Annotated in this window: 26 protein-coding genes and 1 pseudogene; 14 read left to right on the top strand and 13 right to left on the bottom strand. The window is 60.6% G+C overall.

Annotation, left to right across the window (positions count from 1 at the left end):
• Nucleotides 1-15 precede the first annotated feature (15 nt).
• On the bottom strand, nt 16-468 hold the full coding sequence (locus BS626_RS07660; RefSeq protein ID WP_075181787.1) for a DMT family transporter: 453 nt from the start codon (nt 466-468) through the stop codon (nt 16-18).
• Nucleotides 465-905, bottom strand: a complete 441-nt coding sequence (locus BS626_RS07655) for a DMT family transporter (RefSeq protein WP_075181786.1) — start codon at nt 903-905, stop codon at nt 465-467. The genes BS626_RS07660 and BS626_RS07655 overlap by 4 nt, the downstream gene beginning before the upstream one ends.
• Before the next feature lie 99 nt (nt 906-1,004).
• Here BS626_RS07655 and BS626_RS07650 point away from each other — a divergent pair, with 99 nt between their 5' ends.
• Nucleotides 1,005-1,946: a LysR family transcriptional regulator gene (locus BS626_RS07650; protein ID WP_075181785.1), complete on the top strand. Its 942-nt coding sequence runs from the start codon at nt 1,005-1,007 to the stop codon at nt 1,944-1,946.
• A gap of 125 nt (nt 1,947-2,071) precedes the next feature.
• On the opposite strand, the gene BS626_RS07645 is transcribed toward BS626_RS07650, so the two are convergent.
• The 3 genes from BS626_RS07645 to BS626_RS07635 form a co-directional block, all read right to left on the bottom strand.
• Nucleotides 2,072-3,088 carry an NAD(P)-dependent alcohol dehydrogenase gene (locus BS626_RS07645; RefSeq protein ID WP_075181784.1) on the bottom strand — a complete coding sequence of 339 codons (1,017 nt, stop codon included), beginning with the start codon at nt 3,086-3,088 and terminating at the stop codon, nt 2,072-2,074.
• 174 nt (nt 3,089-3,262) lie between these two features.
• Nucleotides 3,263-3,466: a cold-shock protein gene (locus BS626_RS07640; protein WP_075181783.1), complete on the bottom strand. Its 204-nt coding sequence runs from the start codon at nt 3,464-3,466 to the stop codon at nt 3,263-3,265.
• Nucleotides 3,467-3,553: 87 nt separating this feature from the next.
• A complete protein-coding gene (locus tag BS626_RS07635) occupies nt 3,554-3,871 on the bottom strand; it encodes a hypothetical protein (RefSeq protein ID WP_075181782.1) in 318 nt (105 codons plus the stop codon).
• Between the two features lie 229 nt (nt 3,872-4,100).
• Between BS626_RS07635 and BS626_RS07630 the strand changes: the two genes are divergently transcribed.
• From BS626_RS07630 to BS626_RS07615, 4 genes are read left to right on the top strand one after another with little or no spacing between them, the layout of a single operon-like run.
• On the top strand, nt 4,101-4,991 hold the full coding sequence (locus tag BS626_RS07630) for a metal ABC transporter substrate-binding protein (protein WP_075181781.1): 891 nt from the start codon (nt 4,101-4,103) through the stop codon (nt 4,989-4,991).
• Nucleotides 4,991-5,779, top strand: a complete 789-nt coding sequence (locus BS626_RS07625; RefSeq protein ID WP_083615915.1) for a manganese/iron ABC transporter ATP-binding protein — start codon at nt 4,991-4,993, stop codon at nt 5,777-5,779. Before BS626_RS07630 ends, BS626_RS07625 begins: the two co-directional genes overlap by 1 nt.
• A complete protein-coding gene (gene sitC / locus BS626_RS07620; protein ID WP_075181780.1) occupies nt 5,764-6,621 on the top strand; it encodes an iron/manganese ABC transporter permease subunit SitC in 858 nt (285 codons plus the stop codon). The genes BS626_RS07625 and sitC overlap by 16 nt, the downstream gene beginning before the upstream one ends.
• Entirely contained in the window at nt 6,618-7,439 is an 822-nt protein-coding gene (locus BS626_RS07615; protein WP_075181779.1) for a metal ABC transporter permease, read from the top strand. The genes sitC and BS626_RS07615 overlap by 4 nt, the downstream gene beginning before the upstream one ends.
• A gap of 16 nt (nt 7,440-7,455) precedes the next feature.
• Here the strand turns inward: BS626_RS07615 and BS626_RS07610 are convergent, their stop codons facing one another.
• Complete coding sequence (locus BS626_RS07610) at nt 7,456-8,931, bottom strand: PLP-dependent aminotransferase family protein (protein ID WP_075181778.1); 1,476 nt, start codon at nt 8,929-8,931, stop codon at nt 7,456-7,458.
• Between the two features lie 112 nt (nt 8,932-9,043).
• Between BS626_RS07610 and BS626_RS07605 the strand changes: the two genes are divergently transcribed.
• Both BS626_RS07605 and BS626_RS07600 read left to right on the top strand, forming a co-directional pair.
• Entirely contained in the window at nt 9,044-10,321 is a 1,278-nt protein-coding gene (locus BS626_RS07605; RefSeq protein ID WP_075181777.1) for a 4-aminobutyrate--2-oxoglutarate transaminase, read from the top strand.
• A gap of 80 nt (nt 10,322-10,401) precedes the next feature.
• Nucleotides 10,402-11,646: an aromatic amino acid transport family protein gene (locus BS626_RS07600; protein ID WP_075181776.1), complete on the top strand. Its 1,245-nt coding sequence runs from the start codon at nt 10,402-10,404 to the stop codon at nt 11,644-11,646.
• Nucleotides 11,647-11,690: 44 nt separating this feature from the next.
• Here BS626_RS07600 and BS626_RS07595 read toward each other — a convergent pair whose 3' ends face one another.
• The 5 genes from BS626_RS07595 to BS626_RS07575 form a co-directional block, all read right to left on the bottom strand.
• Nucleotides 11,691-13,238 (bottom strand): methyl-accepting chemotaxis protein, encoded by a 1,548-nt coding sequence (locus BS626_RS07595; RefSeq protein WP_075181775.1) that lies wholly within the window; start codon nt 13,236-13,238, stop codon nt 11,691-11,693.
• A gap of 121 nt (nt 13,239-13,359) precedes the next feature.
• Nucleotides 13,360-14,826, bottom strand: coding sequence for a catalase (locus tag BS626_RS07590; protein WP_075181774.1), 1,467 nt, complete (start codon nt 14,824-14,826; stop codon nt 13,360-13,362).
• Between the two features lie 82 nt (nt 14,827-14,908).
• Complete coding sequence (locus BS626_RS07585; RefSeq protein WP_075181773.1) at nt 14,909-15,571, bottom strand: anti-sigma factor domain-containing protein; 663 nt, start codon at nt 15,569-15,571, stop codon at nt 14,909-14,911.
• A complete protein-coding gene (locus BS626_RS07580; protein ID WP_075181772.1) occupies nt 15,568-16,110 on the bottom strand; it encodes a sigma-70 family RNA polymerase sigma factor in 543 nt (180 codons plus the stop codon). Before BS626_RS07580 ends, BS626_RS07585 begins: the two co-directional genes overlap by 4 nt.
• Before the next feature lie 50 nt (nt 16,111-16,160).
• On the bottom strand, nt 16,161-16,718 hold the full coding sequence (locus BS626_RS07575) for a fasciclin domain-containing protein (protein WP_075181771.1): 558 nt from the start codon (nt 16,716-16,718) through the stop codon (nt 16,161-16,163).
• Between the two features lie 192 nt (nt 16,719-16,910).
• Here BS626_RS07575 and BS626_RS07570 point away from each other — a divergent pair, with 192 nt between their 5' ends.
• Together BS626_RS07570 and BS626_RS07565 are read left to right on the top strand one after the other, a co-directional pair.
• Entirely contained in the window at nt 16,911-17,888 is a 978-nt protein-coding gene (locus tag BS626_RS07570; protein WP_075181770.1) for a zinc-binding dehydrogenase, read from the top strand.
• Nucleotides 17,889-18,054: 166 nt separating this feature from the next.
• Nucleotides 18,055-18,459, top strand: coding sequence for a hypothetical protein (locus BS626_RS07565; protein WP_075181769.1), 405 nt, complete (start codon nt 18,055-18,057; stop codon nt 18,457-18,459).
• Here the strand turns inward: BS626_RS07565 and BS626_RS18785 are convergent.
• A pseudogene (locus BS626_RS18785) lies at nt 18,459-19,683 on the bottom strand (protein-disulfide reductase DsbD family protein); the annotation flags it as partial. The gene BS626_RS07565 and the pseudogene BS626_RS18785 sit on opposite strands and share 1 nt — an antisense overlap.
• 26 nt (nt 19,684-19,709) lie before the next feature.
• A complete protein-coding gene (locus BS626_RS07555; RefSeq protein WP_075181768.1) occupies nt 19,710-20,273 on the bottom strand; it encodes a peroxiredoxin in 564 nt (187 codons plus the stop codon).
• A gap of 649 nt (nt 20,274-20,922) precedes the next feature.
• Between BS626_RS07555 and BS626_RS07550 the strand changes: the two genes are divergently transcribed.
• The 5 genes from BS626_RS07550 to BS626_RS07530 all read left to right on the top strand — a co-directional run bounded on the left by BS626_RS07550 (nt 20,923) and on the right by BS626_RS07530 (nt 26,599).
• A complete protein-coding gene (locus tag BS626_RS07550; protein ID WP_075181767.1) occupies nt 20,923-21,792 on the top strand; it encodes a transcriptional regulator in 870 nt (289 codons plus the stop codon).
• Entirely contained in the window at nt 21,785-22,255 is a 471-nt protein-coding gene (locus BS626_RS07545; RefSeq protein ID WP_075181766.1) for a hypothetical protein, read from the top strand. The genes BS626_RS07550 and BS626_RS07545 overlap by 8 nt, the downstream gene beginning before the upstream one ends.
• Before the next feature lie 335 nt (nt 22,256-22,590).
• Nucleotides 22,591-23,175: a type 1 fimbrial major subunit FimA gene (gene fimA, locus BS626_RS07540; RefSeq protein ID WP_139308801.1), complete on the top strand. Its 585-nt coding sequence runs from the start codon at nt 22,591-22,593 to the stop codon at nt 23,173-23,175.
• Nucleotides 23,176-23,278: 103 nt separating this feature from the next.
• Nucleotides 23,279-23,974, top strand: a complete 696-nt coding sequence (locus BS626_RS07535) for a fimbria/pilus periplasmic chaperone (RefSeq protein ID WP_075182092.1) — start codon at nt 23,279-23,281, stop codon at nt 23,972-23,974.
• Between the two features lie 30 nt (nt 23,975-24,004).
• Nucleotides 24,005-26,599 (top strand): fimbrial biogenesis usher protein, encoded by a 2,595-nt coding sequence (locus BS626_RS07530; protein WP_075182091.1) that lies wholly within the window; start codon nt 24,005-24,007, stop codon nt 26,597-26,599.
• The last annotated feature ends 23 nt before the right edge of the window (nt 26,600-26,622 follow it).

Below are 26,622 nucleotides of genomic sequence, written 5' to 3'. Positions count from 1 at the left end.
ATCGGGGGCTGAGGTCTATTGCGGTTGTGCGCGATGGCTGGCGTAAATACACCCCAGCGCCAGCGCCAGAAAAACTATCGCGGCGATGCGCCCCGGCGTAAACGCGATTACCGGATTGTGCAGCCAGCCAAAATTATCAATCAGCATACTCATGGTCAGCTGACCGAAAATCACCGCCACGGTGGCCACCGCGGTACCAATTCGCTGCACGGCCAGCACCATAATCACGATGTAGGGCACGCCGAGCAGGGCGCCGACCAGCTGCCACTTTGGTACCTCCAGGAGCGTTTTGGGCTGCGGTGGCGCAAAGAAAAAGATCAGCAGCAGGGTCACCAGCGCGCCGACGGAAAAGGTCAGGAAGGCGCAGCGCAACACCCCCACCCGGCTACCGAGCTGGCCATTAATCGCCGCCTGCACGCTGAGCAGCGCGCCGCCAACGATCGCCAGTAAAATCATTATCAGCGTCATGCTTTACCTCCAGCCACCAGCGCCAGCGCGATGGCAATACAGACCAGCGCCAGCAGGCGACGTTTGTCCACCGGTCGCGGCGTCGTGCCGAACCAGCCGTAGTGATCAATCAGCAGGCTTTTCAGCACCTGTCCGGCCAGGATGCCAATCATGGTCATCGCCACGCCAATGACCGGCGTCGCCAGCGTGAGGATCACCACATAGCCCGGGCCGAGGATCCCGCCGGTTAGCTGCCAGCCGGGCTGAGCAAAGAAAGACGGTGCGTCGCGCGGACTGAAAAACAGCATCAGCAGGAAGGTGAGCGCGGCGCCGACGCCGAAGATACTCAGCGTGGCCCACAGGTCGCCCACCTGACCACTGAGTGGGCCAAGCAGTCCGGCTTCGACCGACAGGCCCATGCCGCCCAGCACCACCAGTACTATCAGTAACAGATTCATTGTTTACCTCCCGGTGAAAAATAGCCCGGGCAGGGTAACCGTCTTTTACTTTGCGAAAAATGGTATAATGTAATAAACACCTATGCAGGAAGTGCACAGATGAACCTGAGCGAAGCGCTGTCCTTGCGCGCGGTACACTACTTTATTGCGGTTTATGAGAGTCAGAGTTTTTCCGAGGTGGCCCGTCGGGAAGGCGTGTCGGCGTCTACCGTATCGCGGATTGTGCAGCAGATGGAGGACGCACTGGGTCAACAGCTGTTTTACCGCAATACGCGCGCGGTGGTGCCCAGCGAGGCGGGCCATCTGCTAATTGACTATGCGCGGCGCGTGCGCGATGAGCTAGCCGCAGCGCAGCGGCGACTGGCGGAAAAAAATCAACAGCCGGCCGGCCTGCTGCGCATCAATGCACCGCAGTTTTTCGGGCAGCACCACCTGGCGCGCTGGCTGCCAGCACTGACGGCGCGCTATCCGCTGCTGCAGGTTGAGCTAACGCTGACTGACGACTTTATCGATCCGCACCGCGAGGGCTGCGACCTGATTTTTCGCATCGGGGCGCTACCGGACTCCCGCCTGCACGCGCGAATAGTTGCCACGCAGCGTTACCATCTGGCCGCGTCGCCCGCCTATCTGCGCCAGTGTGGCGCGCTGCGGCGGCCGGCTGATTTAGTCAGTCATCGCTGTCTGGTGTACCGCGGATCGGCGTCCGGCGCTAACAAGTGGTATTTTCGCCAGGGCGCGACGGCGTGGCAGCATCAGCCGGTCAGCGCGGTGTTTACCTCCAACAGCGCGGAATCCCTGCTACGGGCGGCCGTGGGCGGTATGGGGCTGGTGCTGTTTCCCGACTGGCTGCTCGGCGACAGTTTGCACAGCGGTGCGCTGCAAAGCGTGTTAACCGCGTATCAGGCGGCCGTGGCGATGACGCCGCAGCAGGTCGCGATGCTGTGGCCGGCGACGCGCCATCTCTCCCTCAATGTGCGGGCGACAATTGACTATTTCACTGAGGTGTTTGCCGAACCGCCGTACTGGCAGGCGACAGAGTGAATCACGCGCGCGGGGCGGTAAATCGAGTTAAGGGGACTGACGAACACTCATGCTGGGTAAATCATGCGTGGGGCAACAGAAGAAGCGATCCCCAGCGCCGGTGGTCGGCGCTGGGGGCGGCAGACTTAGAAGTCGGCCTGCAGCACCACGCGGTAGTTCGCCTTACCGGCTTTCACGTGATCCAGCGCGTCGTTGATTTTCGACATCGGGAAAAACTCAACCTGCGGTGCGATATTGGCGCGGCTGGCCAGGGTCATCAGGCTGCGCAGCTGGCCGGGGGAGCCGGTAGAGGAGCCGGTGACCGCGCGGTCACCCATGATCAGGCTGAATGCCTGCACTTTGAACGGCTTCATAACCGCACCAACGGTGTGGAATTTACCCTGCGGCGCCAGCGCGTCGAAGTAGGGCTGCCAGTCGAGATCCACGGCCACGGTGTTGATTATCAAATCAAACTGACCGGCGAGGCGCTTTAGCTCCGCCGGATCGCGGCTGTTGACCACGTGATTGGCGCCCATCTCCAGAATCGATGCTTTTTTAGCGGCGGAAGAGCTGAATGCGGTAACGTCGGCGCCCATTGCCTTGAGAATTTTAATCGCAATGTGACCCAGACCGCCGATCCCTATCACCCCAACGCGGCTCATGGCATTAATGTTGTGCATCAGCAGCGGCTTGAACACGGTTATCCCCCCGCACAGCAGCGGGCCGGCGACGGCGGCGTCCAGGCTGTCCGGCAGCGGGATTACCCACTGCCAGTCGGCGCGCAGCTTCTCGGCGAAGCCGCCTTTGTTCAGAATGGTGGGGACGCTGCCGCGGGTGCAGTTAACGTGACGGCCATTAATGCACTCATCGCAGTGCTGACAGCTTTTCGCCGTCCAGCCGATGCCCACCTTTTGGCCGACCTTCAGGCCTTTGTTTTTCGCTGCCTCGCCCAGCGACGCCACGCGACCAATCACCTCGTGGCCGGCAATCAGCGGGTAGCGGGAAATGCCCCACTCATTAGCAATCATCGACAGGTCAGAGTGACAGACGCCGCAGTAGTCAACGTCTACTTCAACCTCATCGGCGCCGAGCGCTGGCGCGTCATATTCATACAGCTTCAGCGCTTCATCCGGTGCCATGGCGGCATAACTTTTGATTTTCATTGTCTCTCCCATGGGACAGGAAATCCCGTCCATTTTTGCCTGAACGAAGTGTAGCAAATCCGGTGCGGGCGGCGGGGAGAAACGGAGGGGAATCGCAAGCACTGCGTGCTCAGAAAATCCTGAAAGGCGGGAGAAACGGCGTGATGGGCGAAAAAACCACCGCGCCGCGTCGGGTTAAACCGGCTTCACGTTCACTGCGCTGGGACCCTTTTGTCCCTGCTCGGTCTCAAAGGAGACCTTTTGTCCTTCGTCGAGGCTTTTAAAACCGGCGTTTTGAATGGCGCTGAAGTGGACAAATACGTCCTTGCCGCCATCGTCCGGGGTAATAAAGCCAAAGCCTTTTTCTGCGTTAAACCACTTTACGATACCTGTTGCCATAGCTGCCTCTTTCCTGCGTAAAAACGGGATTGTCACTGTCAGTATAGCGGGCTTTTGAGCCGGAGGCGGAGTATGCCCGCCGGCGATTCAGGCAGGCGGCAGAGGCACGGGCGGGGAAGGTGGGCTAAGGTTGCCGTGAGAATCAAGGCAGTGCGCCACCAGATCAAGCGGCTGGTGCTCCTCCCCGGCGCTGCGCAGGCACTCGCGCAGGGTGCGCTGGCTGGGCAACCACAGCCAGTTACCCTGACTGTCACTTTCCAGCCGATCCACCTCGCGGCCACCGTAACACAGCACAATGGTCGCCAGCGCCGCTGCGCGGCCGCGAAACAGCGGCTGAACACCGCGCTCCTCCTCATCGATTATGCGTTCAAACCACGGGGCAGCCGTTGCCTGAGGCGCTGACATGGTTATCTCCTTATACCCAGGCCAGGGGGGCGGGTGCCCCTTAGCATGGCCTGCCCGGCGGGGGTAATACAATCAGCCGTTTCTTGCCCGACGGGAATAAATCGGCGCGGCGCGGCTGTGTAAAGTAAATAAAAGGTATTCTCATTGCGATATAGCCTATGCTATAAAAATTAGCACGGGCTAATTATGCTGTTTTTTTCGACGCCGGCGGGCGTATTGGGGAGAGTCAATGACTACCGCGCTGAGAGGACTGACACTGGCCTTGCTGCTGGCCGCCGCGCCGCTGGCGCAGGCAAAATTTAAGGTGGTGACCACCTTTACGGTAATCGCCGACATGGCACGCAACGTCGCGGGCGCAGACGCTGACGTCATCTCGATAACCAAACCGGGCGCCGAGATCCACGATTATCAGCCGACGCCGGGGGATATTCGCCGGGCGCAGGGGGCGAACCTGATTCTCGCTAATGGTCTGAACCTGGAGCGCTGGTTTGAACGCTTTTATCAGCACCTTCCTGATGTACCGGAAGTGGTGGTCTCGCAGGGGATTACCCCGTTGGGTATCAGCGAGGGGCCCTACAACGGCAAACCCAATCCGCACGCGTGGATGTCGCCGGACAATGCGATGATCTACATCGATAATATCCGCGATGCCCTGGTGAAGTTCGATCCTGACCATGCGGCCAACTATCAGCGCAACGCCGAGCGCTATAAGCAGCAGATTGTGGCGACCGTGGCTCCGCTGCGCGAAGCGATCGATCAGCTGCCGGCCTCGCGCCGCTGGCTGGTAAGCAGTGAAGGGGCGTTCTCCTATCTGGCGCGGGATGTTGGCCTGCAGGAACGCTGGCTGTGGCCGGTAAACGCCGACAGTCAGGGTACGCCGCAGCAGGTGCGCCGGGTGATTGATACCGTTCGCCGCGAGAAGATCCCGGTTATTTTTAGTGAGAGTACCGTTTCGGATAAGCCTGCTCGCCAGGTGGCGCGGGAAACCGGGATTCGCTACGGCGGGGTGTTGTACGTGGATTCGCTCAGCGCCGCCGGCGGACCGGTGCCGACCTATCTGGACCTGCTACAGGTGACCCTCCGCACTCTGGTCAGCGGCCTGCGGGCGGGGGAACCATGATGGAGCACGCCACTCCGGCTATTGATCTGCAGCAACTCACCGTGGTTTACCGTAATGGTCACACTGCGCTGCGCGATGCCACCCTCCGGCTGCCCGGCGGGACAATCGCCGCGTTGCTGGGAATGAACGGTTCCGGCAAATCCACGCTGTTTAAGGCCATGATGGGGATCCTGCCGGCGACGCGGGGCCGTATTCAGCTGCTCGGCCAGCCGGTTGCCCAGGCGCTGCGGCAGAATCGTATCGCCTACGTGCCGCAGGCTGAGGAGGTGGACTGGCACTTTCCGGTGCTGGTGGAGGACGTGGTGATGATGGGTCGCTACGGTCACATGGGAATGCTGCGGATCGCCCGTCAGGCGGACAAGGCGGCGGTTACCGCCGCGCTGGCGCGGGTCGATATGCTGGCGTGGCGGCATCGGCAGATCGGCGAACTCTCCGGAGGGCAAAAGAAGCGGGTATTTTTGGCGCGCGCCATCGCCCAGCGCGGGCAGGTGATCCTGCTGGATGAGCCGTTTACCGGCGTGGATGTCCAAACCGAAGAGAAAATTATCGTCCTGCTGCGCGAACTGCGCGAGGAGGGGCGCACGCTGCTGGTCTCCACCCACAACATCGATGCGGTACCGTCGTTTTGCGACCGTACGGTGCTGATCCGCGGCACTGTCCTCGCCAGCGGCGCCACCGACGAGACGCTGACCGAGGCCAATCTGGCGCGTACGTTTCAGGGGGCGCCGGCGGCACCGGTGGCAGCGGCCGCGATTGACCGCAGGGGGGCAACATGGTCGCTGCGCTGATCGCGCCGTTCGGTTATGACTACATGCTGAATGCCATGTGGGTATCGGCCATGGTCGGTGGTCTGTGCGCGTTTCTCTCCTGCTACCTGATGCTGAAGGGGTGGTCACTGATGGGGGACGCGCTGTCGCACGCCATCGTGCCGGGCGTGGCCGGCGCGCTGATGCTTGGCCTGCCGTTCTCCCTTGGGGCCTTCTTCTCCGGCGGCCTGGCGGCGGGCAGCATGCTGCTGTTAAACCAGCGCACCCGGCTGAAGGAGGACGTGATTATTGGGGTGATTTTCACTTCATTTTTTGGTCTTGGCCTGTTTATGGTGTCGCTGAATCCAACCAGCGTGAACATCCAGACGCTGATCCTTGGCAACGTGCTGGCGATAACCCAGGAAGACATTGTGCAGCTGGCGATAATCGGTGGCGTCTCGCTGCTGATCCTGCTGCTGAAGTGGAAAGATTTGCTGGTGGTATTTTTTGATCCGCAGCATGCCCGCGCGATTGGTCTCAATCCGACCCGACTGATGCTGCTGTTTTTTACGCTGCTCTCCCTGTCAACCGTGGCGGCGCTACAAACCGTCGGGGCCTTTATGGTGATCTGCCTGGTGGTGACGCCGGGCGCGACCGCCTGGCTGCTCACCGATCGCTTTCCGCGCTTGCTGATTATCGCGGTGGCGATCGGCAGTGTGACCAGCTTTCTCGGCGCCTGGCTCAGCTACTATCTTGACGGCGCGACCGGCGGCATTATCGTGGTTGCGCAGACGCTGCTGTTTCTGCTGGCGTTTCTGTTCGCGCCCCGCCACGGGCTGCTGGCGAACCGCCGGCGGGCGCAGAACAACGCGGGGGCCGCATGAATCCGTTCGAGTTCGATTTTATGATCAATGCGCTGACGATCACCCTTATCATTGCGATCCCCTGCGCGCTGCTCTCCTGCTTTATGGTGCTGAAGGGCTGGGCGCTGATGGGGGATGCGATGAGCCACGCGGTCTTTCCCGGCGTGGTACTGGCGTGGATGGCGGGCCTGCCGCTGGCCATCGGCGCATTTGTTGCCGGGCTGTGCTGCGCGCTGGCCAGCGGCTTCGTGCAAGACAACAGCCGTATTAAAAAGGATACCGTGCTGGGGATCGTCTTTTCCGGCATGTTTGGCGCCGGCCTGATTCTGTATCTTGCGCTAAAGCCGGACGTGCACCTCAATCACATTCTGTTTGGCGACATGCTGGGGGTGGGCCAGGCAGACATTCTGCAGGCCGGCGCCATTGCCGCGGCGGTCACGCTGGTTATGGTGATGAAGTGGCGTGATTTTCTGCTGCACGCCTTCGACCCCGTGCAGGCGCGGGCCAGCGGCCTGCGCGGCCGGCTACTGCACTATGGACTACTGGTGATGATCGCCCTGACCATCGTCGCGGCGCTGAAAGCGGTGGGAATTATCCTGACCATTTCGCTGCTGATTGCCCCCGGCGCCATTGCGATGCTGCTTACCCGTGGCTTTGCCACGGCGCTGGCGGTTGCCTTGGGGGCGTCGCTGCTGGCGGGAACCGGCGGGGTGCTGCTGTCGTTCTATCTCGACAGCGCCCCGGCGCCCACCGTCGTACTGCTGTTTACCGCGCTCTTTATCGCTGCCTTTCTGGCTACCCTGGGCCGCGACCGCCCTCGGGCGGCGGACGAGGGATAACCGCCGGTGGCGGGGGCTAACTCCCGCTGTCAAGACACTGTTTCAGCACGCCAAACGCCGCCATCATCTTTTTCTCCTCGACGCAGGCAAAGCCCAGCAGCAGGCCGCGACGCCGCTGCGGCTGCATATAATACTGCGACAGCGGCCGTACCTTTACGCCGCGCCGCAGCGCGCGCGCGGCAATCATCACATCATCCGCGTCGGCCGGCAGGTTTAACACCAGATGCAGGCCGGCGTCGTGATTGAACTCGCGCAGCCAGGCGTCGCCGAGATAGCGCTGGATAAGTCCGATCAAAAAGGCCCGTCGCTTACCGTACAGCAGACGCATGCGGCGGATATGCGCCGCATAGTGCCCTTCACGAATAAACTCCGCGAGGGCGCGCTGGATAAGCAGGTGGCCGCCGCGATAGAGTTCAGCCGCCGCCAGGCGCAGCGGTTCCGCCAGCGCACGCGGGACCACCATATAGCCTATGCGCAGCGCCGGGTAGAGGGTTTTACTGAAGGTCCCCATATAGATCACCGGTGAGTCGGGCTCCAGCCCCTGCAGCGCCGGAAACGGCTGACCGGAGAAGCGAAATTCACTGTCATAATCATCCTCCACAATCCAGCTGCCGTGCTGGCGGGCATAGGCCAGCAGCTGCTGGCGACGGGCCAGACTCAGGTGAGATCCCAGGGGATATTGATGTGACGGTGTCACGCAAATCAGCCGCGGCGGGTGCGGATCGCTGAGGTCGGGAACCAGTCCTTGCTCATCCACCGGCATCGGCCGAATCTCCAGCCCGTTGATGCGGAGCAGATTGCGCGTACCCCAATAGCCGGGATCTTCCAGCCACGCCCGGTCTCCGTTGTCGCACAGCAGGCGGGAAATCAAATCGACCCCCTGATGGATCCCTTCGGTAATGATGATTTGTTCGGCATCGCAGGCGACCGAGCGGGCGACCCGCAGATAGTCGGCCAGCGCCGCGCGCAGCTCGACGCCGCCGCCGCTGCTGCTGTAAATCAGCCGATCAATCTCCGGCTCGCGATTCAGCCGCGCCTGAATGCGGCTGAACTGGGCATGCGGGAAGGCGGTCACGTCCGGCGCCCCGGGCACAAAGGCGCCCCACTGGTGCGGCGAGGCGCCGGCGTGGCCGAGCAGGGTATTGCCTCTTTGTGACAATGTCACTTTTCCCCGCCGCGGGGGCGTGGGGGCGCGTGCGCGGGCCTGGCTTTGCAGGCAGCTTTCCGGGAGCACCTCTGCGACCCAGGTCCCGCTGCCGGTGCGTGCCTGAACGTAGCCCTCGGCGCGCAGCGTTTCATAGGCGTTCAGCACCGTGTTACGCGAAACGCCGAGCTCGCGGGCCAGGTCGCGCGAGGCCGGCAGGCGGTGGGTCGCCGGCAGAACGCCGTCAATGATGGCGCCGCGCAGGCAGCGAAACAGTCGCTCATGCAGCGGTCCGGCCGTTTCCTGTTGCAGACGCTGTAAAAGGTGATCGGCGTGCAGGCTTTGCAATTGGCTCCCCCCGGTGTGTGGTAAATGGCTCTGGTGTTAGTTTGCAAAAGTGCGGATTAATAAACGGTATTCTTTAACTTTTGTAAACAATGAACAACGATGAGGTAACAGGATGGACGGGAAAAACGCAGATCTGAATCAGCGTAAGCTGCAGGCCACTCCGCGCGGCGTGGGCGTCATGTGTCAGTGGTTCGCCGAGCGCGCGGAAAATGCCACCCTGTGGGATGTGGAAGGGCGCGAGTATATCGATTTTGCCGCCGGGATCGCCGTACTGAATACCGGTCACCGCCATCCAACCGTCACCGCGGCGATTGCCGAACAGCTGAATCAGTTTACCCATACGGCCTATCAGGTCGTGCCTTACGAAAGCTACGTGTCGCTGGCCGAGCGCATCAACGCCCGCGCACCGATTGCCGGCGCGGCAAAAACGGCCTTTTTTACCACCGGCGCCGAAGCGGTGGAGAACGCGGTGAAAATTGCCCGCGCCAGCACCGGCCGGCCGGGGATCATCACCTTTGGCGGCGCCTTCCACGGTCGTACCTTTATGACGATGGCAATGACCGGCAAAGTGGCACCGTATAAGCGCGATTTTGGCCCGATGCCGGCCTCCGTGTTCCACGGCCGCTATCCGAACGCGCTGCGCGGCATCAGCGTAGATGACGCGATGGAGAGCCTGAACGCGCTGTTTGCCCAGGCGATTGCCCCGCAGGACGTCGCGGCCATCGTGCTGGAGCCGGTGCAGGGCGAGGGCGGATTCCACATTGCTCCCGCCGAGTTTATGACCCGCCTGCGCGCCTGCTGCGACGCGCACGGTATTCTGCTGATTGCCGATGAGGTGCAGAGCGGCTACGCCCGCACCGGTAAGCTGTTTGCTATGGAGCATTACGCCGTGCGGGCGGATCTGATAACCCAGGCGAAAAGCCTGGCCGGCGGTATGCCGCTGTCGGCGGTGACCGGTCGCGCGGAGGTCATGGATGCGCCTGCTCCCGGCGGTCTCGGCGGCACCTATGCCGGCAACCCACTGGCGGTCGCGGCGGCGCATGCGGTGCTGGACGTCATCGATAAAGAGCAGCTGTGCGAGCGGGCTAATCAGCTCGGCGTAGCGCTGGTGGAAGTGCTGCAGCAGGCGCAGAAGAGCCTGCCGGCGATCGCCGATATTCGCGCCCGCGGCTCGATGGTGGCGGTTGAGTTCTGCTGTCCGCAGAGTGGCCAGCCGGACGCGGAGATGGCGCGCGCGGTGCAGCAGCACGCGATGGCAAACGGTCTGCTGCTGCTGACCTGTGGCCCGGCGGGTAACGTGATCCGCTTCCTCTATCCGCTGACCATCCCGGAGGGGCAGTTCCGTCAGGCGCTCAGCCTCCTGCAACAGGCGCTCACTGCCCAGCAGTAAGGCGCGCGGGCGGCCCGGTGCCGCCCGGCAACCCACACGACACACCACATCAGCGGCACAGCAGGTGCCTCGGGAGAGTTATGTCTTATGAAACCACCTGGCCTGGAGCCAAAAAAAGCGCCACTGCGGCCCCGGTTCAGGGTAAACCACTGAGTTTTATCGAAGGCGTTGCGATGATCGTGGGCACCAATATCGGTGCGGGCGTGCTGTCGATTGTCTATGCATCGCGCAAAGCCGGCTACATGCCGCTGCTGTTTTGGCTGGTGGTGGTCGGGGTCTTTACCACCATCACCATGCTCTACGTGGCGGAGTCGACCCTGCGCACCCGTTCACACCTGCAGCTCAGCGGCCTGGCCCAGCGCTACGTGGGCCGTCCCGGCAGCTGGCTGATGTTCGCCTCGGTTAGCGTTAACTCGCTCGGCGCGTTAACCGCCTACATGAGCGGCAGCGGCAAGCTACTCAGCTCGCTACTGGGGCTGCCCGCTACCGTTGGCAGCCTGCTGTTTTTCCTGCCGGCGGCAGGGATCCTCTGGCTGGGGCTGAAGGCGATTGGCCGGGGGGAAAAGGCGATTTGCGCCTGCATGGTGCTGGTACTGGTGCTGCTGTTCAGCGCTACCCTGCTGCAGGAGCGCACTGACTTCGGCCACCTGCTGGAAGGCAGCTGGCTGTATATGATCCCGGTGTTTAACGTGGTGGTATTTTGTTTTTCCGCGCAGTATATCGTACCGGAGATGGCGCGCGGCTTCAGCGACAAACCGGCCCAGCTGCCCAAGGCGATCATTACCGGCATGGTTATCACGTTTGTCCTGCTGGCCGCGGTGCCGCTGTCGGTGATTGCGCTGACCGGATTAAGCAACGTTTCGGAAGTGGCTACCATCAGCTGGGGAGAGGCGCTGGGGCAGTGGGCATTCTTCTCAGCGAACATTTTCGCACTGTGCGCGATGCTCACCTCCTATTGGGGACTGGGCGGTAGCTTCCTGACCAACCTTGGCGATCGTTTTCGCTGGAACGTCGATGGTGATAAGGGTAAGCGTTTCTGGGCCATGATGCTGGTGGTGGTGCCGCCGTTTGTGCTGGCCTACAGCGGGCTGGTCTCGTTTGTTAATGCGCTGTACATCGCGGGGGTCTTTAGCGGGGTGGTGCTGTCAATCATGCCGATGATGATCCTTAACGGCGCCCGTCGTCGCGGCGATCGGCAGCCGCAATGGCAGTGTCACGCGCTGATAACGCACTGGCTGGTACGGGTGGTTATCGTGAGCATCTATCTGGCCAGCGGCGCCTACGCGATTGCCGCGCTGTTTAATCTGTTGCCGTCCGGTTGGTAAAGCCTGACTGAGGTGGCAGCCGGCGCGGGCTGCCACCCCAGGCCTCACACCCGAAAGGTTCCCACCATGTCACGCAGCGCCCGCACTTGTCCAGAGAGTGACTGCGAGGCGCTGGTCGACTCTTCAACCAGCGCCGCATTACTCTGCGTCACCCCGTCCATCTGCGTAACCGCCACGCTAATCTGCGCAATTCCCTGCATCTGCTCCTGCGAGGCCAGCGCAATCTCATCCATGGCCCCGGCCAGCGTTTTCACCGTTTCCACTACGCGAGTGATGCTGCCGCGAGTGCCTTCGGCGACGCTGACGCCGGTGGCGACCTGACTGACCGCGGTTTCAATCAGCGTTTTAATCTCCCGGGCGGCCGTGGCGCTGCGCTGGGCGAGGGTACGCACCTCACCGGCTACCACCGCGAATCCGCGCCCCTGTTCGCCGGCGCGCGCGGCCTCGACTGCGGCATTCAGCGCCAGGATATTGGTCTGAAAAGCAATGCCCTCGATCACCGCGGTTATCTCACGTACTTTCGCCGAGCTGAGGGCGATATCATGCATGGTTGCCGACATGGCCATCACATCCCGCTCGCCGGCGACGGCGATGGCGGCCATCTCTCGAGCGGTGGCGGCGGTGTGGCTGGCGCCGTTGGCATTGCTTTTCACCGTGGCGGTCAGCTGCTCCATGCTGCTGGCGGTCTGCTGTAGCGCGGCTGCCTGCTCTTCGGTTCGCGAGGAGAGCTCTACGTTACCCTGCGCGATTTCATCGGCGGCATTGCCCACCCCGGCGGCGGCGGTTTTAATTTCGCTAACCAGCCGGCGTAGCTGACTTTGCATCTCACTGAGGAAAGCCAGCAGGCTGTGGCGATCGTTATGGCGCAGCACAATCGGCGTGGTGAGATCGCCACCGGCGATATGCTGCGCCAGCTGCTGTGCAAGGGCGGGTTCACTGCCCAGCTGCTTCAGCAGGCTGCGGATGATCAGCACCCCGGTGAGGCAGGCGGTGAGGATAGAGATAAGCACCAGCCCGAGCAGTAGCGCCGAGGCGCGCGCGGTACGATTAGCGCTGGCCTCCGCCTCGCGCGTGTTTAACGCATCCTGCACGTCAGCCAGCCGGCTCAGGGAGGCCAGCAGTGCCTGCTGCGGCTTGCGCGCCTGGGTTAACAGCGCCTGCGCGGCCTCTTGCGTGCGCCGCGCCTGACCCAGCGCCATCACGTTGCTAAGGGTACTGAACGCCGGCCCCTCCTGTGCCAGAATATCACTCAGCGCGGCGGCACCTTCCGGCGTCGCCGGCGTGGCGCGCATCAGGGCGGTCAGCGATTCGCGCAGCGCGATGTACTGCTGACGCTGGCGGTCAACCCGGCGCACCTCGGCGTTAATGTCCTCCGCGTCGGTAAACAGCACCACGTTGCGCACCGCCACCGCGATATCCCGCATGGCGGCATGCATTTCCATCACGCGCTGGTACTTTTCAAAGTTAACATTGACGACGCGATTCATGCCGTCACGCGCGGTGTGCAGCGTATGGAGCGCCATGGCCGAGCACGCTATTAACAAGACGATCAGGATGCCAAATCCCGTGGTTAATCGAGTGGACACTTTCATGCCTTATTCTCCCGTGGTGTAAAAGGGTGTTATCGGCACGCGCGGCAGGGAGTCCAGTGAATTCTGTGCGGGTTTAGCAATAAAAAAGCCTCCCGCAGGAGGCTGGCAAACTCTGGGGCTGTCAGGACTGGCGATGGGCCGCCTGCACTTTTTGCGCAATGCGGTCGCCGATGGCGCGATCGATATTACGCCAGTACTCAAAGGCGCGGGACAGCACCGGCTCCTGTACGCCATTCAGCAGGTGCCCGGCAACGTTATTCACCAGGCGCTCGCGGGCCGCGTCATCCATCACCTGATTAATCAGCTGGTTTGCCTGGCTAACGTCGTCATCGTCCTTGCGCAGCGAGTAGGGCGCGCGGACCATCTCACCGCCGGACTCCCAGACCGAATCGGTAGGGAAGCGCTCGCCGTCCGCCGCCGGGCCGCCTTTGGAGTTTGGCGCATACACCGGGTCAGAGACCGGGGTAATACGCATCGCACCGTCCTTGCTATAGCTGTTAACCGGCGATTGCGGAGCATTAACCGGAATCTGCTTGTAGTTAACGCCCAGACGGGCGCGGTGCGCGTCGGCGTAGGCAAAGATGCGGCCCATCAGCATCTTGTCCGGGCTCAGACCGATCCCCGGCACCAGATTATTGGGCTCGAACGCCGCCTGTTCAATCTGCGCATGGTTATCGGTTGGATTACGGTTCAGCTGGAGCGTGCCCACTTTTATCAGCGGGTAGTCGCTGTGCGGCCAGACTTTGGTGAGATCGAAGGGGTTGTAGCGATAGGTCTCGGCGTCGGCGAACGGCATGATCTGCATCCACAGCGTCCAGCTCGGGAACTCGCCTTGCGCAATGGCGTTATACAGATCGCGGGTATGGTAGTCCCCATCCTGACCGGCAAGGGTATCCGCCTGTTCCTGGGTCAGACACGCAATGCCCTGGTCGGTTTTAAAGTGATATTTCACCCAAAACTTCTCGCCCTCGGCGTTGACCCACATATAGGTATGGCTGGAGTAGCCGTTCATGTGCCGCCAGGTTTTCGGGATGCCGCGATCCCCCATCAGCCAGGTCACCTGGTGAGCCGACTCTGGCGACAGCGTCCAGAAATCCCACTGCATATCGTTATCGCGCAGGTTGTTGTCGGCGCGGCGCTTCTGGGAACGAATAAAATGCTGAAATTTCATCGGGTCGCGGATAAAGAAGACCGGGGTGTTATTGCCGACCATGTCGTAATTGCCCTCGGTGGTGTAAAACTTCACCGAGAAGCCGCGCGGATCGCGCCAGGTATCCGGACTGCCGCGTTCGCCCGCTACGGTAGAGAAGCGCATAAGCACATCGGTTTTTACGCCAGGCTGGAACAGCGCTGCTTTAGTGTAGCGACTGACATCTTCTGTCACCTGAAAATGGCCAAAGGCGCCGCTGCCTTTGGCATGCGGTTGCCGCTCGGGAATACGTTCGCGGTTAAAGTTGGCCATTTGCTCAATAAGGTAGTGATCGTGCAGCACGATCGGGCCGTCGGGCCCCACGCTCAGGGAGTGTTCATCACTGGCTACCGGAATCCCCGCATCCGTTGTGGTCGGCTTACGTTTATCTTCGCTCATTGCTACTCTCCATTTAATGGCGGTAAATAATCCATCCCTAAGCGTAGATGACCCTGAGAAGAATGGGGAAAATATCCTTTAGCTAAAGTGGCGTTAGCCCTCCCTGATAAAGCACGCGCCCGGTGGGTTTGCCCGCCGGTGCGCCGCCCGGCGGCTCATCGGTTATCGCCAGCATCCCGGCAGCCTGCCTGCCCGCCGGCAGGAAAATTATCCGCGCACGCTGACCGTTAATCACCCCCAGCGATTGCGGCGGCTGCCGATCGGCGATCAGCCACAGCTCCAGTACGCGACCGTCCGGCGGCGTTAGCGGCTGCAGGGGAGTAATCCAGTAGCGATTTTGCTGACGCAGTACGCTCCACGCCGGCTGCTGACTGCTGGTGGTCACCAGCTGGGTGACCGGAAACAGCGGCGGCAGGGACGGCGGTGTGGCCTCACGCCACACCCACAGCGCCGTCAGCACGGCCGCGACCGCCCAGCCGCTCCACCACCGCCGCACGGTCGGGCGAACCGGCGCCTGTGGAGGACTAATCTGCTGGGCAATGCGTGCCCACAGGCCCGGGGAGGGCTGATAGCGCGGAGCACTGCTCTCCTGCGCAAGAAATACCTGCTGCCAGTGAATCACCAGCCGCTGCAGTTCAGGCGACAGCGCCAGCCGACGGGCAAAGCGCCGACGTGCCGGACCACGCAGCGTGCCAAGGGCGTAGCTGGCGGCGAGCAGGCTGTCTCGTTCATCGTGGCGCTTCATCGTCCGGTACACTCTTTTAGCTGCGCCAGGGCGCGGCGAATCCAGCTTTTAATGGTGCCGAGCGGTTGGGCACAGTGAAGGGCAATTTCACGCTGTGAGAGATCCTGATACCAGGCCAGCGAGATGCACTGACGCTGTTCGGGGCTCAGCCCGCGCAGACACGCCCGCAGACGCGCGGCGGCGCTGTCATCGGCTATCGCGTCTTCCTCCCCGACCCATTCAGACAGATCGTGAGGATCGCTGGCCAGCGGCTGCAGCTTCCGTCGCCGCATCTCATCAATCACCCGATGGCGTAAGCGCACCGACAGCCAGGTCAACATCGAGGCGCGCGCCGGATCGTAATCCGCCGGTTCGCGCCACAGCTGTAAATAGAGTTCCTGAAGAAGCTCTTCCGCCAGCGCCCGATCGCGCAGCATGCGCCACGCCAGGCTAAACAGCGTCGGCGAGGTCACACGGTAGAGCAGGGCAAATGCCTCGCGATCGCCCGCCTGACTGCGGGCCAGTAAAGCCTCTAACTGCGGTTGGTTGACCGGCGTCATGACGCTCCTGCTGGGGGGCAAAGATAGACTTTGCCCCAAGTATAGTCAGCTTACGGCATCAGCACGGTATCAATCACATCGATCACGCCGTTGCTCTGCCTGACGTCCCAGATGCTGATATTGGCCACGTTGCCCTGATTATCTTTCAGCTGCAGATTGTGTGGGCCATTTTGCATCACCGTCAGTTGACCGCCGTTGACGGTTTTCAACTCGGCTTTGCCGCCGCCCTCGCGGACTTTTTTCTCCAGCGCTTTCATATCGTAATTACCGGCGACCACGTGGTAAGTCAGAATATTAGCCAGTTTGGCTTTGTTCTCCGGCTTCACCAGGCTGTCCACGGTACCGGCCGGCAGTTTGGCAAACGCCGCGTCAGTGGGGGCAAATACGGTAAAGGGGCCTTTGCCCTGTAACGTCTCTACCAGCCCGGCGGCTTTTACCGCGGCGACCAGGGTTTTGTGTTCGCCAGAATTGACGGCGTTTTCTATGATGTTCTTTGAAGGATACATGGGCGCACCGCCGACCATCACGGGGTGGTCAGCGGCGACGGCGAGGGAGGCAGATCCGGCAAACAGGGTTATCACGAGTACGGAGCGCATCAGCGTTTTCATGGTTAAGCCTCAATCAGTAAAGGGGGTAATCCGTATGATTACCTTCATCGTGATATACGAACGGCGCGCGAAAATGGATGCGATGTTCTTAAAAAAAATTTCGCCGCTGGTCGGCAGGGGGCACTGACCGCTTAGCGCCGCCCGCCCCGGCAGGTTACCGTAGCGCCTCCACTACCACTAAAGGTATTGACTATGCGTAGTGCAGTTCATCATGTTTTCGGTCAGCCCGGCGACGTTTTACAGGTCGAAGATACCGCTATCCCCGCTCCCGGTCCGGGCGAAGTGCGCATAAACATGCGCCTGTCCGCGATCCATAATCACGATTTGCTCACCGTTTCCGGTGATTACGGTTACAAACCCACCCTGCCGGCAATTGGCGGCAGCGAGGGCGTCGGTATCGTTGACGCGCTGGGTGACGGGGTGAGTCACCTCCAAATCGGCCAGCGCGTCGCGGTGGGCGGCTGTCATGGTACCTGGGCGGAATATTTTATTGCCAACGCCGCGTCGGCGGTGCCGATGCCGGAAGCGATAGACGATCGCACGGCGGCGCAGCTGATTGGCATGCCGCTTAGCGCGCTGCATCTGCTGCAGGCGCTGCCGGTCAGTGCCGGCGAGTGGATGATTCAAAATGCGGCCACCGGCGCCGTGGCGAAGACGCTGTCGCTGGTGGCCCAGTATAAAGGCATCAATGTCATCAGCCTGGTGCGTCGCCAGTCGGCGGTTGCCGAGCTCTCCGCGCTGGGCATCCGCAACGTGGTCGCCACCGAACGCGCTGACTGGCAGAAGGATGTCCGGGCGCTGGTGGGCGAGCAGGCGATCGTGGCCGGCGTGGACAGCGTGGGCGGCCAGGCGTCGGCGGAGATGGCCAGGCTGTTAGGCCGCGGTGCGCTGCTGCTGTCGTTTGGCATGATGTCCGGTGAGGCCATGGTCATCCCACAGAGCAGCCTGATTTTTAATGGACTACAGGTGAAAGGATTCTGGTTAAGCCAGTTACTCACTACCACGCCAGCCGCGGAAATGCAGGCAAACGTGGCGGAATTGCTGGAGCTGGTGATCCGCGGAGTGATTTGCCTGCAGGTGAGCGGCGTGTATGACCTGGCGGATATTCAGCAGGCCGTCCGCGCCAGCGTGAAGCCCGGCGCCGGCGGCAAAGTGCTGGTTTCGGCCTGAGAGAACGGGGCCGGCGGCGGGTCTGTGGACGTGCGCGGGCCCCAAAAAGAGTGAAAATGAAACGGTTTGATGCAATTCAGAGAATACTGAACACTTCAGTACTTTTCTCCCTCCGCGTCCCCCGTTAGCATAGGCGCCTGTTTATGCCCGAGGAGAAAAGGCCATTATGTTCCCGCGCTTTACCCTGTTAACCCTGACCGGTACGCTGCTGCTGACCGGCTGCGCTACGCCACCGGCGGCCAGCCCCGCTGACGACTTTGCGACCGGCAGTTCGGTTATCAATGTCTTTCACCAGGTGACGCCGGCCGACGACGGTTCAACGGTGATATTGACCGTGGATGGCAAGGAGGCGGGCAAGTTGAAAAAAGGGGAGAGGCAGTGGCTGCGCGTCAATCCGGGTAAGCATCAGATTGCCGGCTACGTCCCGACCCTGCTGGGGCGGGTCAGTATCCAGGGGGTGGAGGTGACCACCAACGAGCAGGATGTGACCCATGTGGAATACCTGGTGAAAGATAAGCCGCTGTTCAAGCAGGCCGTCCGGCAGGAAGAAGAGAAGACCCCCCAGGGGTAACGCCTCAGTGTTTGCGCGGCCGCCGCGTTCAGGGCCGAAATAACGGTACGCGGCGTCAAGACCTGCGGCAGCACCACCGGATGCTCGCCGCTGGCCGGCCAGATGACATACAGCGGCAGCCCGCCGCGGCCAAACGCACTGAGTGCCTGTTCAATGTCGGGATTAAAGCGGGTGGCGTCCGCCACCATATACAGCGTGCCGGTGCGCGCCATCGCTGCTTTTACCACCGCAGTCGATAGCGTGCGTGGTGCGGTCGTTAACCTGGCAGGTGATGCACCAGTCGGCGGTAAAGTTAACCAGAATCGGTTTGCCCTGGCCTTTGACCGCCTCGACATAGCCCGGTGACCACGCTACGGGCGCCGCGGCTTCGACAGCGTCGCCGCCGGCCTCCGGTGCCCCGGGGCGCAGGGCGGTCAGCGGCGCCAGCAGCAGGAGCAGCAGCAGGGCGCTGGCCAGATGCAGCGGCCAGTGCCGATTACCGCGCAGGCGCCGACGCTGGGCCATACCATACAGCCATGCCGCCAGGCTCAGCGCCAGGCAGCAGGCAAGGATGGTCGCCAGCGCCGCAAAGCCGGCCTGGCGATCCAGCACCCAAATCAGCCAGGCCACCGCGGCGAGCATGGGAAAGGCCAGCGCCTGTTTCACGATCGCCATCCATGCGCCCGGCGCCGGCAGGCGACGCGCCAGCGGCGGGAAGAAGGTCAGCAGGGTGAAGGGTGCCGCAAAGCCCAGCGCCAGGGCGATAAAAATGGGCAGACTTCGCGCCGCAGGCTGCGTCAGCGCATAGCCGATCGCGCCGGCCATAAAGGGCGCGCTACTACTATCGCCAGGATGCCGGTCAGCGCGGCACCGATGAGACCGCGGCGGTCGCACCCCACGCTGCTGACGCGCTGCAGTGAGAGGCCCACATCAAATAGCCCCAGCAGGTTCAGCGCCACCACCAGCATCAGCCAGGCTGAGAAGGGCTATCACCCGCGGTGACTGCAGCTGAAATCCCCATCCCACTGCGGCACCGCCGGCCCGGGCCACCAGCAGGATTGCCGCCAGCGCAATCATGGTCACCAGGACACCGGCCAGAAAGGCCAGGGCTTCACGCCGCGCCTGCTGCGCGCCGCCGGAGTGGCGCAACAGACTGAGCGCCTTCAGGGAGATCACCGGAAACACGCAGGGCATCAGATTTAATATCAGGCCGCCGGGGAAGGCGGCGGCAAGGGCGGTTAGCATAGGCAATCCTGTGTAACTGAGGAAGATCAGACCGGATGAGCCTGACGGTAGCGTTTGACCGCGTCCATCGCTTGCTGAATATGCTGTTCCGGGTTCATGTCGGTGTAGCTCATCAGGATCTGGCCGTCTGGCGCAATCACGTAAGAAGTACGGTCAGAGAGCTTTTTCCCCAGCACCTGCAGGGTGCTCTGGTATTGAGTGGCGACGCTCGCCCCCGGATCGGCGGCCACCGCAAACTTATTACGGCACTCCAGCTGCGAAAATTTCGCAATCTGATCCACATTGCCGGCCGTCACGCCAGTGACCGTAGCGCCCAGCCGGGCAAAGCTGTCGCTGACTTCGGCAAAGTCATGGGCCTCCAGCGTGCAGCCGGCGGTAAAGGCGGCGGGAAAGAAGTAGAGGACCACCGGGCCTTTTTTCAGCGCCTGCTGCAGCGAAAATGTGATGGGTTTACCGGCCAACGCCGCCTGCAGCGGAACATCCGGGGCCTTTTCCCCCGGCTGCAGGGCGGCCAGTACGGAGGTTAATGGCAGGGTAACCGCGAGCAGAGCGGTGGCGGCAAGGCGGGCCAGCGAACGGCAACGGATCATGGTGAACTCCCCGGTACAGTAGCAAACGAGATACGTATGGCTGTAAGCGAAGTACCGCATTCCGGCAGGTAAAGGAACGGGGCGGGGAAAATGTGCTGCGGACTATGTTCGCGGTGAATGATACCTCTGCGGCCCCTGATGATGCCTGCGCAGCCACTTTATGCTATCGCCGTGCGTTGGCACAATATATCCCCGAAAGTGTGTGGCCGTTACCACTACCCTTTTTATCCGGCGCCGCCGTGTCACGGCAATATACATCGGGTGCCCGCCGGTATTAACCGTATGTTAACGTCGATGAGGAAGCGCGCTTGGGAAGAAGAGTACCAATGAAATCCGTTTATATTTATCTCTCAGTCCGGTCGCCGCAGTGGTCAGCGATGCATCAGTTGGCGTTATTTATATTTATTTAGCTTTTTCGTATCAGTACGTTATACACAATTATCTTTCTGTGCTTTCTGATGTTTTACCGTTATACATTTAATCTGTTCACTGGCGGTACTATAATTATAAAAAATAACATTTATGAAATAATTAAAAACAATAATAAAAGTAAAGAGGGAGCTTAAAAAAATAAGAATATTCCTGGTATCTAATTGATTGAAAAGTCTCGTTCCTTTATACTGGTGCGCAAAAATTAGACGGAAGCGCCATGAAAAGAGTTTTCCTGCTGGACGAAAAAATTGAATTTATTGTTTCTGAAAAAAAACTCATTCGGATGGCTGACGCGTACACCATCAGGCTCAGAGCACCTGCCGCATTTTGTTTATTGTTACTGATTGAGCGCCAGGGGGAGCTGGTGGCGCATAGCGACCTGTGTCACTACGGTTGGGAGCGTTTTGGCATGAATGTGTCACCCAACGTATTGCACAACACCATGTTTTATCTGCGTAAGTCGCTGAGCGATGTCGGTGATTTCGATGCCGGATTGATCGAAACCATTCCGCGCCGCGGGTTCGTGCTGTCGGCCAAAACCCGCGTGACGCGGGCGGGCGTTCAAGGTGATGAGTGGAGCAACGACACCGCCGAAGAGGCCGATGCGCATGATGCGTCCGATGCGTCCGATGCGCATGATGATGGCGCGTCGGACAGCGAGGCCGACTGGCAAGCTGGGGAGGCGCCTGAGCACCACGCGGGGGCGGCTCCCCCGACCGGCCGCCGCCGCGCACGCCGCTATGCCGTCGGGCTTGCGGCGCTGGCCGTACTGAGCGTGATCCTGCTGGGGGTCCTGGCCGTTCTGCTGTTCAGTCGCTCGCTTTTTCCCCAGCAATATGCTTATGCCGGCCAGCTGGACGCCTGCGACGTGTACCAGAACAAACTCGGCCGCCACGTTGCCGATATGAAACTGTCCCGGGATCTCCGGCCGTTTTGCCAGCAGAAGCGCTATCTTTACGTCACCAGCTATCTCTACTCCAACCGGGTCTCAGCCATCACCTGTAAGAGCAAGATTACCCTCTTTTCGGAAGACGAATGTATCTCCAACTATTACATCTATAGAAATAATGAGGACGTGTATGAATAAAGGGATGTTGTATGCGCTTGCCGCGCTGTTGCTTGCCATCGCCATACTCGCGCCGTGCGCCTGGTTAAAAACCCGGCCGGTCACTCAGGCGGCGTGCTCGGGCAACATGTCGTTTTACCGCGAAGATACCATCATGCGCATCAGTTCCAAGCTGAACTTTACCGGAGAAAGCGGGGTGCTGTATTTGAGCGGTACGCTCTATCGTGCAAAGGAGCCGCTGGGGAATATTAACCGCGCGATTACCTTTCGCAGCCAGCGAGACGGAGACCGTTTTAGCTGGACCTCGACCGCCATCACGCCCTCCCTTGAACAGGATGTGAGTGAGGAGCTGGCCCGCCGCTGGCTACCCGCCTTCTATCGCTCGCCGGATAACAGCATCGAAATCTACCTGGATCGGGTTAACCTGAACTCGGTGTTAGTTTCCGGCGAGCTTATTCCCTATTACCTCTGCACGGCACAATAGTGCACTCCCTCGTTCGTCCGCCGCATTACGCGGACGGATCGCCATTTCCCACTGCATTCTCTTAACATTTTTCCGCGGGCTATCCCGCTCACATTCCAGTGGTGAATGCCGTCTTTTGATCTTGATCAATTTCCATTTAAACATGATCGATTCTTAACAAGAGACGGCCGGATGAAAAAAAAGACCAAAGTATCAATAAGTAAATAAAAGGTGACAGAACTAAAGATTATTAATATCGACCAACCAGGAAAACTCTTACATCCTGCACCCCCTCAGCAATGAGGCTGTAGTATCACAATGATGTCATTTTTTGATATTAAGGATTGATGATGATGATTAAGAAGAAGTTAACATTTTCTCTGCTGTGCCTGAGCCTGTTCTCCGTCGCCGGCGTCAGCTATGCCGAGGGTGAAACAACCGAAGATCCGCCTGCCTCTACCGCAACCGTTGTCAATGGCGGTACGGTACATTTTAAGGGCGAGCTGGTTAACGCAGCTTGCGCCGTGAGCACCACCTCGGCCGATCAGATTGTGAATCTGGGCCAGTACCGCACGGCGACATTTGCGCAAAAGGGCGATACCTCAGCCAAAATTCCTTTCAACATTCAATTAACTAACTGCGATTCGTCCGTTGCCACCACCGCCGCCGTGGCGTTCACCGGCACGCTGGATCAAACGGACAAAACTCTGCTCGCCATCAGTTCAGGCGGCAATAGCACCACCGCCACCGGCGTAGGGATTGAAATCCTTGATAGCGAGATGAATACGCTGGCGCCGGACGGCAGCAGCTATTCAGTTGCCAAGAACCTGATTAAGGGCAACAACGTCCTGCCGTTCACTGCGCGCTATAAAGCCACCGCGACTACCGCCACCGCGGGTACGGCCAATGCCGATGCCACCTTTGTTCTGAAATACGAATAATTTAACGCCAGCATCGGGAAATGATGGCCCCAGGGAAGGGGCTTTGCCCGCGTTCGTACGGACGCGGGCGCACTTTGACGCGATTAACCAGAGTATTCTCATTATGAAATCATTGCTTTCAGCTGTGCTGCTGACGATGTTATCTCTTACGGCTGTCGCGCCGTCCGCACAGGCAGACGGTGGCGTTGCGCTCGGCGCTACCCGGGTTATCTATCCCGCCGATGCGCGCCAGGTCTCGCTGCCGATCATCAACAACAGTCTGAAGGATCGCTATCTGATCAATGCCTGGGTTGAAAACGGCCAGGAACAGAAAGTGAAAAACTTTGTCGTGACTCCGCCGCTATTCGTCAGTGAGGCGAACAGCGAAAATACGCTGCGTATCGTCTATCTTGGCGGCAGCCTGCCTGAGGATCGGGAATCGGTGTTCTGGCTGAACGTCAAAGCCATCCCGTCGGTTGAAAAAAGCGCCGTAGACGGGAAAAACGTTCTGCAGCTGGCGGTACTGTCTCGCATCAAGCTGTTTGTCCGCCCGGCCGGGCTGGGCACTCCGCCGGAGAATCTGGCCGATCGGCTGCGTTTTCAGCGCCAGCGCGATCGCCTGGTGCTCAATAATCCCACGCCGTTTTATCTTTCGGTGGTTAACCTGCGACTGGGGAGTACGCCGCTGGCCAATGTGATGGTGCCTCCGCACGGCAACGCATCCGTCGCGCTGCCCGGCGCCGCGCAGGGTCGCATTACGTTTCAGACCGTGAATGATTACGGTGGCCTGACCACGTCGCAAACCGGCGTGATGCAGTAAGTCGCTGACTGAACGGGCATGGGCATCCAGATGAGACACCCTCAGGCGACAGCCACCCTGCGGTCGCGGGCATCCGCCGCTGCACTGTTGCTTATGCTGTCGGTTACCGCCCGGGCAGAAAGCTACTTTAATCCGGCGTTTTTATCTGACGATGCCGCAAGCGTTGCCGATCTGTCCCGTTTTGAGCAGGGGCATCACCAGCCGGCCGGTGTGTATCGTGTCGATGTGTGGCGCAATAACGAGTTTATCGCTACCCAGGATGTGCGTTTTATTGACGCGCCGGCGGGAAGCGCTACGGGGCCGGCGTCCGGCGGACTGACGGCCTGTATTGATGCGCAGTGGCTGGTAAGCCTCGGGGTGAATGGCGACGCGCTACCGGCGCTGAAGCAGGCCGAACCGGGAACCTGTCTGCCGGTCAGTCAGATAATCCCGGGTGCGCAGGTTGACGTCAACTTTGCCAAACTGCGCCTTGATATCAGCCTGCCGCAGGCGGCGATGGATAACCGCGCACGCGGCGATATCTCGCCCGACAAATGGGATAACGGTATTTCCGCCCTGCTGATGAACTACCAATTTTCTGGCAATCGCGGCACCGACGGCGACAGCTACTACCTCAATCTGCAGAGTGGTGCGAACTGGGGGCCGTGGCGATTACGCAATACCGGTGCCTGGAGCGCGTCTGCCGGGAACGCGGGCAGCCGCAGCCAGTGGCGAAACATCAACACCTATCTGCAGCGCGCCATCGTCAAGCTGAAAAGCGCGCTGGTTGTCGGACAAAGTACCACCGGCGGAGAGGTCTTTGATAGCATTGGCTTTAGCGGCGCGCGTCTCTATTCGTCGGATATGATGTATCCGGATAGCCTGCAGGGCTATGCACCGGTGGTACGGGGCATTGCGCAAAGCGCCGCCAAGGTAGTGATTCGCCAGAATGGCTACGTGGTTGATCAGCGCTATGTGACGCCGGGGGCGTTTGCTATTGCCGATTTGACGCCCACCTCATCAAACGGCGATCTGGCGGTCACCATCGAGGAGAGCGACGGCCGGATTCAGCGTTATACCGTGCCTTATGCTACGGTGCCACTGCTGCAGCGTGAAGGGCGTTTAAAATACGATTTGGTGGCCGGCCGCTTTCGCAGCGGCAGTGCGGGACAGGGCGATCCGACCTTTGGCCAGGCCACGGCGATCGCCGGATTGGGCCTCGGCTATACGGCCTTTGCCGGTACGCAGCTGGCTGAACGCTATCGCGCCTTCTCGCTGGGGGTAGGCAAAAACATGGGACGCTGGGGCGCATTTTCGATGGACCTCACCACCGCCCAAAGCCAGCTGGCCGACGGTTCGCGTCACCAGGGCCAGTCACTGCGTTTTCTGTATGCCAAGAGCCTGGCGCAAACCGGCACTAACTTTCAGCTGCTGGGGTATCGCTATTCTACGCGCGGCTTTTATACGCTGGACGATGTGGCGTGGCGCAGCATGACGGGGCGCTCACAGCCTGAGCCGCAGCAAAATGCGCTACGGCACACCGCGCCGGTGGACACGCAGTATCACAACCTGCGCTACAGCAAAAAAGGGCGAATTCAGGCCAGTCTCTCTCAACCGCTGGGCCATTACGGTTCGCTCTATTTTTCCGGCAGCCAGCAAAGCTATTGGGGGACAAGCGAAACTAACAGCACCTATCAGTTTGGCTATGCCAGCAGCTGGCACGGGATCAGTTACTCACTGTCCTGGTCACAACACCGTTCGACTGGATTACAGAACCGCGATCGGATTCTGGCCGTGAATCTCTCTGTGCCGTTCAGCCTATTTTCTGGCGCCGGCCAGGCGCGGGACAGCGCGCTCAGCCGGACCTGGGCCACCTCATCCCTGAGCCAGAGCGCGCAAAATGGCAGCAGCTGGCAAGCCGGCGTAGGCGGAACGCTGCTGAAGGAGCGCAATTTAAGTTACAACATCGCTAAGGGGCGTAGCCAACAGGGGGCAGAGAGCGACAGCCTTAGCGCAGACTGGCAAAGCCGCTACGGCCAGCTCGGAGGGACCTGGACCCGCACGTCGCGTCAGCAGGAGGTGAACTGGCAGGCCTCCGGGGGCGTGATTGCTCATAGTGACGGTGTCACTTTTTCCTCCATGCTGGGCGACACGAATGTGCTGGTTAAGGCACCGGGCGCCGCGGGGGTAGGTATAGAGAACCAGAGTAATATCAAGACCGACTGGCGTGGGTACGCCGTTGTGCCGTACGCCACCGTTTACCGTCACAACCGTATAGCGCTGGATAACGCTACGCTCGATGATCATACCGACATTGAAAAAAGCGTCAGTGATGTGGTGCCCACCGAAGGCGCCATCGTCCGAGCCAGTTTTAACACCCGCGTGGGCGTCCGCGCAATGATCACCGTGAAGCGCGGACAGCGACCGGTTCCGTTTGGCGCCGTGGTGCGTGAAGAACAGAGCGGCGTCACCAGCTTGGTAGGCGACGGCGGAGAGACCTTCCTTAGCGGACTACCGCTAAAGGGAACACTGATTATTCAGTGGGGGAAAGGAAAGGATCAGCGCTGTCGCGCCCACTATGCGTTGCCAGAAACCAGTATGCAGCAGCCGGTCACCACGGCGATTGCCACCTGCGCGTCGCCATAATTTTTGCAGAACAGGGTCAACAC

The sequence above is a fragment of the Pantoea sp. 1.19 genome (genome assembly GCF_001922585.1).
Lineage (GTDB): Bacteria > Pseudomonadota > Gammaproteobacteria > Enterobacterales > Enterobacteriaceae > 1-19.
This window is presented reverse-complemented; position numbering and strand designations above follow the sequence as displayed.

Bases quoted from the DNA above. Each gene is read 5' to 3' on its own strand.
- BS626_RS07530 (WP_075182091.1), top strand. From the start codon at position 24,005: ATGAGACACCCTCAGGCGACAGCCACCCTGCGGTCGCGGGCATCCGCC.
- BS626_RS07630 (WP_075181781.1), top strand. From the start codon at position 4,101: ATGACTACCGCGCTGAGAGGACTGACACTGGCCTTGCTGCTGGCCGCC.
- BS626_RS07545 (WP_075181766.1), top strand. From the start codon at position 21,785: ATGAATAAAGGGATGTTGTATGCGCTTGCCGCGCTGTTGCTTGCCATC.
- BS626_RS07565 (WP_075181769.1), top strand. From the start codon at position 18,055: ATGTTCCCGCGCTTTACCCTGTTAACCCTGACCGGTACGCTGCTGCTG.
- BS626_RS07590 (WP_075181774.1), bottom strand. From the start codon at position 14,826: ATGAGCGAAGATAAACGTAAGCCGACCACAACGGATGCGGGGATTCCG.
- BS626_RS07555 (WP_075181768.1), bottom strand. From the start codon at position 20,273: ATGATCCGTTGCCGTTCGCTGGCCCGCCTTGCCGCCACCGCTCTGCTC.
- BS626_RS07570 (WP_075181770.1), top strand. From the start codon at position 16,911: ATGCGTAGTGCAGTTCATCATGTTTTCGGTCAGCCCGGCGACGTTTTA.
- BS626_RS07655 (WP_075181786.1), bottom strand. From the start codon at position 905: ATGAATCTGTTACTGATAGTACTGGTGGTGCTGGGCGGCATGGGCCTG.
- BS626_RS07550 (WP_075181767.1), top strand. From the start codon at position 20,923: ATGAAAAGAGTTTTCCTGCTGGACGAAAAAATTGAATTTATTGTTTCT.
- BS626_RS07585 (WP_075181773.1), bottom strand. From the start codon at position 15,571: ATGAAGCGCCACGATGAACGAGACAGCCTGCTCGCCGCCAGCTACGCC.
- BS626_RS07615 (WP_075181779.1), top strand. From the start codon at position 6,618: ATGAATCCGTTCGAGTTCGATTTTATGATCAATGCGCTGACGATCACC.
- BS626_RS07535 (WP_075182092.1), top strand. From the start codon at position 23,279: ATGAAATCATTGCTTTCAGCTGTGCTGCTGACGATGTTATCTCTTACG.
- BS626_RS07580 (WP_075181772.1), bottom strand. From the start codon at position 16,110: ATGACGCCGGTCAACCAACCGCAGTTAGAGGCTTTACTGGCCCGCAGT.
- BS626_RS07635 (WP_075181782.1), bottom strand. From the start codon at position 3,871: ATGTCAGCGCCTCAGGCAACGGCTGCCCCGTGGTTTGAACGCATAATC.
- BS626_RS07660 (WP_075181787.1), bottom strand. From the start codon at position 468: ATGACGCTGATAATGATTTTACTGGCGATCGTTGGCGGCGCGCTGCTC.
- BS626_RS07640 (WP_075181783.1), bottom strand. From the start codon at position 3,466: ATGGCAACAGGTATCGTAAAGTGGTTTAACGCAGAAAAAGGCTTTGGC.
- BS626_RS07575 (WP_075181771.1), bottom strand. From the start codon at position 16,718: ATGAAAACGCTGATGCGCTCCGTACTCGTGATAACCCTGTTTGCCGGA.
- sitC (WP_075181780.1), top strand. From the start codon at position 5,764: ATGGTCGCTGCGCTGATCGCGCCGTTCGGTTATGACTACATGCTGAAT.
- BS626_RS07605 (WP_075181777.1), top strand. From the start codon at position 9,044: ATGGACGGGAAAAACGCAGATCTGAATCAGCGTAAGCTGCAGGCCACT.
- BS626_RS07595 (WP_075181775.1), bottom strand. From the start codon at position 13,238: ATGAAAGTGTCCACTCGATTAACCACGGGATTTGGCATCCTGATCGTC.
- BS626_RS07645 (WP_075181784.1), bottom strand. From the start codon at position 3,088: ATGAAAATCAAAAGTTATGCCGCCATGGCACCGGATGAAGCGCTGAAG.
- BS626_RS07600 (WP_075181776.1), top strand. From the start codon at position 10,402: ATGTCTTATGAAACCACCTGGCCTGGAGCCAAAAAAAGCGCCACTGCG.
- BS626_RS07650 (WP_075181785.1), top strand. From the start codon at position 1,005: ATGAACCTGAGCGAAGCGCTGTCCTTGCGCGCGGTACACTACTTTATT.
- BS626_RS07625 (WP_083615915.1), top strand. From the start codon at position 4,991: ATGGAGCACGCCACTCCGGCTATTGATCTGCAGCAACTCACCGTGGTT.